This window comes from Flavicella sp. (assembly GCF_037132785.1).
GTDB lineage: Bacteria > Bacteroidota > Bacteroidia > Flavobacteriales > Flavobacteriaceae > Flavicella.
Genome location: NZ_JBAHZZ010000193.1, coordinates 1 through 7,763, shown reverse-complemented (window position 1 = coordinate 7,763; position 7,763 = coordinate 1). Strand labels below are relative to the sequence as shown.

Annotated in this window: 6 protein-coding genes and 1 pseudogene; 1 reads left to right on the top strand and 6 read right to left on the bottom strand. The window is 31.9% G+C overall.

The features are described 5' to 3' along the window. Positions 1–349 precede the first annotated feature (349 nt). The 6 genes and pseudogenes from V5787_RS12225 to dnaX form a co-directional block, all read right to left on the bottom strand. The gene (locus tag V5787_RS12225; protein ID WP_336893485.1) at positions 350–1,114 is read right to left on the bottom strand and encodes a TIGR02757 family protein; all 765 of its coding nucleotides are present in this window, start codon (positions 1,112–1,114) and stop codon (positions 350–352) included. 109 nt (positions 1,115–1,223) lie between these two features. Then, positions 1,224–1,805 carry a tRNA-(ms[2]io[6]A)-hydroxylase gene (locus V5787_RS12220; RefSeq protein ID WP_336893484.1) on the bottom strand — a complete coding sequence of 194 codons (582 nt, stop codon included), beginning with the start codon at positions 1,803–1,805 and terminating at the stop codon, positions 1,224–1,226. Between the two features lie 11 nt (positions 1,806–1,816). Then, positions 1,817–2,356, bottom strand: a complete 540-nt coding sequence (locus tag V5787_RS12215; RefSeq protein WP_336893483.1) for a pyridoxamine 5'-phosphate oxidase family protein — start codon at positions 2,354–2,356, stop codon at positions 1,817–1,819. Positions 2,357–2,360: 4 nt separating this feature from the next. After that, positions 2,361–4,562: a SulP family inorganic anion transporter gene (locus V5787_RS12210; RefSeq protein ID WP_336893482.1), complete on the bottom strand. Its 2,202-nt coding sequence runs from the start codon at positions 4,560–4,562 to the stop codon at positions 2,361–2,363. A 3-nt stretch (positions 4,563–4,565) separates the two neighbouring features. Then, positions 4,566–5,408, bottom strand: coding sequence for a universal stress protein (locus tag V5787_RS12205; protein WP_336893481.1), 843 nt, complete (start codon positions 5,406–5,408; stop codon positions 4,566–4,568). A gap of 54 nt (positions 5,409–5,462) precedes the next feature. Continuing rightward, positions 5,463–7,153, bottom strand: a pseudogene (gene dnaX, locus V5787_RS12200) (DNA polymerase III subunit gamma/tau). Positions 7,154–7,589: 436 nt separating this feature from the next. Between dnaX and V5787_RS12195 the strand changes: the two are divergent. Continuing rightward, positions 7,590–7,763 (top strand): transposase (locus V5787_RS12195; RefSeq protein ID WP_336893486.1); only part of this gene is annotated, 174 nt, incomplete at its 3' end.

The window sequence follows — 7,763 nt, the reverse complement described above, 5'->3', positions numbered from 1 at the left end:
TAAAGGAAAATGAACCAAAAAATAGATCCATAACTAACATAAACAATGAAAATAAGAAAAAAAAATATAAATTTTAGATTTAAAAAGTCAAAATTGAAATCTAAAAATGAAAAGAGCATTATGCAACGGTCTTAAATTATAATGTTAAATATTCTGAACAGCAGGATATCGGATATTTACTAAGATTAACTAGCCCAGATTTATATTTAATAAACACCGAGATTCAAAATTCTAAAAGATACAAAGATGTATATTTAGAACAATTAGAATTTAGAATTAATCAAGAAAAAAATCTAATAGGGCTGCAAGCTGGATGAGTTGGAACGTTTATGCAAATAGTTACAAATAATTAAAACTTCTCAAAGACTCCAAGACCAAACAAAGCAAAATCATACTTTACGGGATCTGTAGCATCCATTTTTCTAAGGGCTAAATCGAGTTCTAATAATGCTTTTGCATCGTTTTGATTTCTTTTTAAAAGTCCGAGTTTTCGAGCTACATTTCCCGAATGTACATCTAAAGGACAAGAGAGTAGGGATGGACTGATATTTGTCCAAAGACCGAAATCAACTCCCTGATTATCTTGACGAATCATCCAACGTAAATACATATTGATCCTTTTAGCAGCGGAGCCTTTTAAAGGATCTGATACATGTTTAGTGGTTCTGTTTTGGTGTGGGATTTCAAAAAAAATATTTTTAAATTGATGAATTGCAGGCTGAAGTGAATCTTTTGATTTGTGTTCAGTAAACACTGCTTCTAAACCTTTATGGTGCGTATATATATGTTTTAAAGCTCTGATAAAATATTTAAAATCACCTAAATTAAAAGTACGGTGTACAAAATGTTCCAAATTCTCTAATTGGGTATCTGTATGATTCATCACAAAATCATACGGGGAGTCTCCAAGAAATCCCATCATTTTATGACTGTTTTTAATAATCATCTCTCGTTTTCCCCAAGCGATGGTTGCAGCTAAAAACCCTGCGATTTCTATATCCTCTTTTTCTTTGTATAGATGAGGAATTTGTATGGGGTCAGAGTCTATAAAATCTAAGGTATTGTATTGAATTACCTTTGTGTCTAAAAATTCTTTTAATTCTTGAAATTTCATAATGGAAATAGTTTGTATTAAAGAGGAAAAGAAAACATCGAAAGACTCTATGTTGTCAACAACTGTAAGGATCTTTGATTACCTATAACAAATTACCGTTAAGAACAGATTAACCGTGAATAGACTCCTTAGTTCCCAAATCCTTCATAATACCAGCTTCATATTCTAATAGAGCTTCCCATTTTTGATCCACCTGTTCACGATTTCCATAAGCTCTTGCAAACTGTAAAAACATTGTATAATGGTTGGCTTCAGAAACCATCAGGTCTCTATAAAATTTGGCCAATTCTTTGTCTTCTAAATTTTCAGAAAGTAAACGGAATCGCTCGCAGCTTCTCGCCTCAATCAAAGCAGCATACAATAATCTGTGCACCAATTGATCGGTTCTACTACCTCCTTTTGGAAAGAATTTTAAAAGATCTAAAACATATAAATCCTTACGATCTCTCCCTAAAACCACACCTTTGGCTATAAGTTTATCCAAAACCATCTTAAAGTGGCTCATTTCCTCTTTCACTAGTAAAATCATTTCCTGTACAAGATCGGTGTATTCAGGAAAACCAACGATTAATGAGATTGCTGTTGATGCCGCTTTTTGCTCACAGTGTGCATGGTCTATTAATATTTCATCAATATTTTTCTCAGCAATATTCACCCATCTTGGGTCTGTTGGTAGTTTTAAACCTAGCATATTCTTTGTTTTTATTTAATTTTCGTTTCAAAACCATCAATACTCACCGAATTCTTTTTAAGGTGGTATGCAGTTATTTTTTCTTTTCCTTGTTTTAGCGCCCAATCATTTAATTGTGTTCTTTCTTTATTATAATCAAATAAAGGTACTGCATAACCGCATGAACTCTGTACAAGATCTACATCCATTTCAATTATTTGTCTTACTCCTGCAAGAGTAGGGAAGCTAGATAGATATTCTTGGAACTTTTTATCTCTTTCGTGATATATTTTTGCTTCTCCATACAAACGCAAAATAATAGGTTTCCCTTCAAAAGCACAAAACATAATGGTCATGCGTTTGTTTTTTAAAAGGTGGGCAGCGGTTTCATTTCCACTACCTGTAAGGTTTAACCAAATAATTTTATTTTCGCCTAAAACTCTAAAGGAGTCCATTCCTTTAGGAGAAACATTTACACGTCCTTCTTCTGCAGCGGTTCCTACAAAGAACATTTTTTGCAGATCTATAAATTCTTTTATTTCTGCATTTATTTTATCAAATATTTTCCCCATAGTATTATTTATTGATAATATTCTGAAGCCTTATTCCAAAATCAATCATCGCTTTCATCTCTTTTACTGATGCCAAGCGTTCCTTGTGAACAATAAGTAATCCTTTGTCAGAAGCTTCAATATGATAGTGAGGATTGCTCTCAAAAAACAAGACCAATTCATCATCAAATAAATCTCCTATAGCCTGTGTATCATTTCCTGATAAATAAAATCTTTTCGAAAAATCATTGTGATTTTTAATTCTGATATCTTCATAACCTGCAAGATGATATATATACTCAAACAGTCCATCTCTATCTAAGATAAACCAGGGTATTTCTTTGTTTACTTTGATATGCATCATGGTACTTCTGATAACCTGTTTTGCAATAAATTCTCCCTCCGTATAAATAACATCAAATACCGTAGTCTTGTTATTAGAAAGGACATTTTTAATTTTGATGATTTTTTTAGACTTAAAATAACCAAAACTATTTAGAAACAGAAAAGATTTCTTTTTAACAGCACGGAAATTCCATTGAAAAGATTCCGCTATATTTTTAATTAACTTTTGCCTTTTTGTAAGGTTTTTAGAAACCAGTCTTTTGGTTTCACTTACTCTACGTAATGCAAAGGGATGCCCTGTATGAGAACCATGCATATCTAAACCTATGACTTCAAAATTTCCACCCTTAGAAGTAAAGGTATTGATATAGTCATTTACGTTTTCCATCACGGTATGATCCACAAAACTACATCTGGAAAAATCTAAAATCACATCTTCATTTTCAGGAATCTGATCCAGTTTTTCTTTTAGTTTTGAGTAATTTAAGAACGTACAAAAATTAACAACACTCACATAATAATTGTTTTTCTCATCATCTTCTTTGTACATCAAAACATTTGGTTTAAAGAGGTTTAGAGTAAATAGAGTGAAGTTTTGGTTTAAGACGACGTGAATGATAAAAGTAACAAGAATCCCGCTTAATATTCCGATAATTAAATTAAAAAAAATTGTAGCCAAAAGAGTGACTATAAAGATTAATAACTGTTCTCCACCTATCTGAAACACCTTCACTATATTAAAAGGATCAGCTAATTTATAGCCTGTATAAACCAAGATTGCTGAAAGAGCGGGTAAAGGAATTTTACACAATTGCTCTTTAAACAATAAAACAAACAATAATAAAAATATAGCATGGAATAAATTTGCTGATCGATTGGTAGCTCCATTATTTGCACCTACAGAACTACGTGCAATTACAGTAACAACGTTTAATCCACCAAGCAGTCCACTAACCGTACTAGCAATTCCTAAAGCTTTTAAATCTTTATTGATATTAGATCTTCTTCTTAAGGGATCCAGTTTATCTACAGCTTTTATACTTAACAAGGATTCAATACTCGAAATAAGAGTGATTGCAATAACAACATTGATGAATTTTATATTGAACATACTCGAGAAATCTGGAAAAGCCAAATTCTCTATGACATTGTTTGGAATATTAATTAACAAACTTTTGTCAACAGGATATACTTCTTGTAAGATATATTCATAATGATATGCTAGTCCAATCGCCAATACCACAATCCACATAGGAGCAGGAATCAATTGAAAATAACGATTTCTAATCTTAGAATAAAAAATCATAATCATCAAACTCAAAACCCCTTCAATACCAGCAATAAAATTAGCATTTGTGTCCACGATAAAATGATATATTGTAAAAGGGATTTCATATAGCAACTCTATAGTGCTTCCTTTAATATTGATATAGCCTAACATAACATGAAACTGTTTTGCTAGGATTCCAATTCCGATAGCCGCTAACATCCCTTGAATGGCAGAGGAGGGAAAAAAGTCGCTCAAACTTCCCATTCTTAAAAAACCTAATAGCAGCATTAAAAGTCCAGAAAACACTATAGCAGCAAGTGTAAACAGATAACCCTGATATAAATCTCCACCCGCCAAGGTTGTAATAGCACCTAACAAAACAACAACCAGTCCATTCCCAGGACCTGTGATTGTTACATTAGAACCTCCTAGTATCGCTACTAATACACCACCGACCACAGCGGATATAATTCCGGAAATTGGCGGAGCTTCAGAAGCTATTGCCAAGCCCAATCCTAAGGGAAGCGCAATCAATGAAACCACAAACCCTGCGAAAATATTTTTCGGAATTGTAGCTATAGAACTTTTAAAAGTAGATTCTTTTTTTATCATATTTTATTTTACGATGAGAACATCTGTAGGAAGTTCAGACAATATATACTCCATATCGTGTGGGAACAATCGGTCCCAGATAGTTGCTTTATTCGGAGCATTCATAATTAATAAATCGGCCCTAACAACACTGGCATAATGACCAATAGAATAGCCTCTTTTCCCAAAAATACTTTGGGTTTTAATCGTTATATTTTCTTTTTCCTCTTCTAGAATATGTGTCAAAATATCTTTTACTCGTATTTCTTCACGATTCGAAATTCTTTTTTTTTCAATATTTATCTTACGCAGTGAAATATCATCCGTTGCTATTACGTGAATCTCTTGTTGCGTCACTTCCTCTACAATTGTAATTTTACGACAGTCTAAAGCTTGAGATATATAAAAAGAAGTATGTATAGTTTCTTTAGTTTTAGGATCTTTTAGTCCGTTGACAACAATATGCTTACAAGCAACTCTTTCTATAGAGTGCTTGATTAATAACAAAACGGAACAAGGAGCTTTTCTTGTTAAAATTCTAGCTATAGAACCAACATAATAATCGTAAATATTTTCTTTTTTTAAGGCTCCTAAAATTAATAAATCAATTTTTTGAACCTTACATGTTTCTAAAATTACATCAACGGGACTTCCTGTATGAAATAATAAAGTTCGTTTTCTGTTTAAGTCGGGGGCTTGCTTAAAAATCTCATCTAATTTGGATTCTTTTTTTACTGTTTTTTCACCGACATGAACACATACCAGCTCAGCATTGAACATATTTGCCAAACGTACAGCTTCATGAATATTTTCTACAATATTTGGAGAAAAAGCAATACCTATTAAAATTTTATCAAATGGATGCACGTATCTAGAGTTCGTTAAGTTACCAATATATAAAAAAAATGCAATTAATGGATATTAAATATCAAGTCTAAACATTTTTCTTAGTAAATCTACTGTAGGATTCAGCTCTTGTAGTTTGTCAAATTTTTCTTGCGGCGTGTAAACGAATTTTTTGACTTCAGTTACTTCGATTTTAATTGTTAAATCAATGCTGTAATTATTTAAAGACTCACGTAAGTATTTAAGTAGTCGAGGGCGTAAACGTTCAAGTTGTTCTGCCATCAGTTGATTAGGAAGACTGTAATACACATGAAAACCTTTTAAAATTGGTTTGGATGCCATGATGATAGATGCTAAACTTTTGTCTCCTATTTTTATCAATTGATTGCCATATTCTGTCCAAAGGTTTATTAGTTTTCCTTCTGAAAAAATCGTTTTTGGAAGTGTATTTCTGTCTATTTCTGATTCAGGTGTAATCTCAACAGCTTCTACTTTTTCTGTCAAACTTTTTAATGACAAGGCAGAAGTTCTCCTTTTTCCTTTTCTTATTCTTGGAGCAGGAGTAGGGGGGACAACGGTTTTAGAAGCTGTTTCAGAAAGCTTTTTTTCTTTAGGAAGTTCTTTCTTTACTTTCTCAATTTTTTCTTCAATCAACTGAGATTTGAAGAAAGAAGCTGGAATTATGTAGTTACTGCTTTTTTTTTTTCTGCCTCGAAGGTTATAGATGCAATTTGCATAAGAGTTAGTTCAACTAACAGGCGTTGGTTTTTACTGATTTTGTATTTTAAATCACAGTCATTCGCTTTTTCTATGGCTTGTAATAAAAAAGGTAAGGATGCAGCTCCTGCTTGTGTCAAATATTGTTTTTTAGCAATATTACCAACTTCCAATAAGGAGATCGTTTCAGCATCTTTTGCCACCAACAGGTCTCTAAAATGAGAAGCAAGTCCATTGATAAAATGATGTCCTTCAAAACCTTTACTCAAAACGCTATTGAATTCAATCAATACTTGTGGGATATTATTCTTAAGGACTAGATCAGTAATTTTAAAATAAACATCATAGTCCAGTACATTTAAATTATCTGTAACTGCTTCACGAGTTAATTTTTTTCCAGAAAAACTAACAACCCTATCAAATATTGATAAAGCATCACGCATGGCTCCATCAGCTTTTTGCGCTATAATATGTAAAGCATCGTCATCAGCAATAATTCCTTCTTTTTCAGCAATCTTTTTTAAGTGCTGTTTTGCATCCAAAACACCAATGCGCTTAAAATCAAAAATTTGACAACGAGATAAAATCGTCGGAATAATTTTATGTTTTTCTGTAGTTGCTAATATAAAAATAGCATGTGCAGGTGGTTCTTCTAAAGTTTTCAAAAAAGCATTAAAAGCCGATGGGGACAACATATGTACTTCATCAATAATATAGACTTTGTATTTTCCTGTTTGTGGAGGAATACGAACCTGCTCCGTTAAAGAGCGAATATCATCTACCGAATTGTTAGAAGCAGCATCCAATTCGAAAATATTAAAAGCAAAATCTTCATCTGTATGAGTTCCGTCTTTATCATTGATCTTTTTCGCTAGGATCCGTGCACAACTTGTTTTACCAACTCCTCTTGGTCCCGTAAATAACAAAGCTTGTGCTAAATGATTGTTTTTTATAGCATTCTCTAAAGTATTTGTAATGGCCTTTTGACCTACAACATCTTCAAAAACCTGAGGACGGTACTTACGAGCAGATACTACAAATTGTTCCATATTTTATTGAAAATTGAATGACAAATGTAAGAATTCAATTAACGATAAGCAACAAAAAACAAATACTCAGAATAAAAAGTTTTTTTAATTTGTGAATTTGAACGACTTATTTTAATTTTTTTATGCTATTGCTTATAATAAAGTATAAATTCATCGGAAGAAGTAGATCAGAAAAGATTAACTTTTATTAGTGATAAGACAATTTTATTCAGTGCAGAATTATATAGAAAAAGTTAAGAAAGGGGAATTGTCAGTTGCTTATTTTACAAGTAGTTGCTTAGTGTATTATACCAAATGAATTTCAGGTTGTTTTTGTGTGAAACATGAATGAAAAAGAAACGGATTTAATACGTTATTTAAATGTTAAAAGGTATAAATACTATTTCTGAGTTAGTCGTTTAGTTTCTGTATCTTAGTGTCCTTAAATATAACAGATATGGATGTTTTTCAAGGTCAAAATATACTGAATTTTATAAAAGAACTGCCAAATGATGAATCATGTAAAGCTTATTTGGCAAAAATAAAATGGTCTGAAGGTTTTATATGTAGTAAATGTTGTGGCACAAAAGGTTGTGAGAAATCAGGCTATAATTATCATTGTTATGGTTGT

Excerpts from the sequence above, each read along its gene's own strand:
- V5787_RS12215 (WP_336893483.1), bottom strand. The coding sequence starts at position 2,356 with ATGGGGAAAATATTTGATAAAATAAATGCAGAAATAAAAGAATTTATA.
- V5787_RS12220 (WP_336893484.1), bottom strand. The coding sequence starts at position 1,805 with ATGCTAGGTTTAAAACTACCAACAGACCCAAGATGGGTGAATATTGCT.
- V5787_RS12225 (WP_336893485.1), bottom strand. The coding sequence starts at position 1,114 with ATGAAATTTCAAGAATTAAAAGAATTTTTAGACACAAAGGTAATTCAA.
- V5787_RS12210 (WP_336893482.1), bottom strand. The coding sequence starts at position 4,562 with ATGATAAAAAAAGAATCTACTTTTAAAAGTTCTATAGCTACAATTCCG.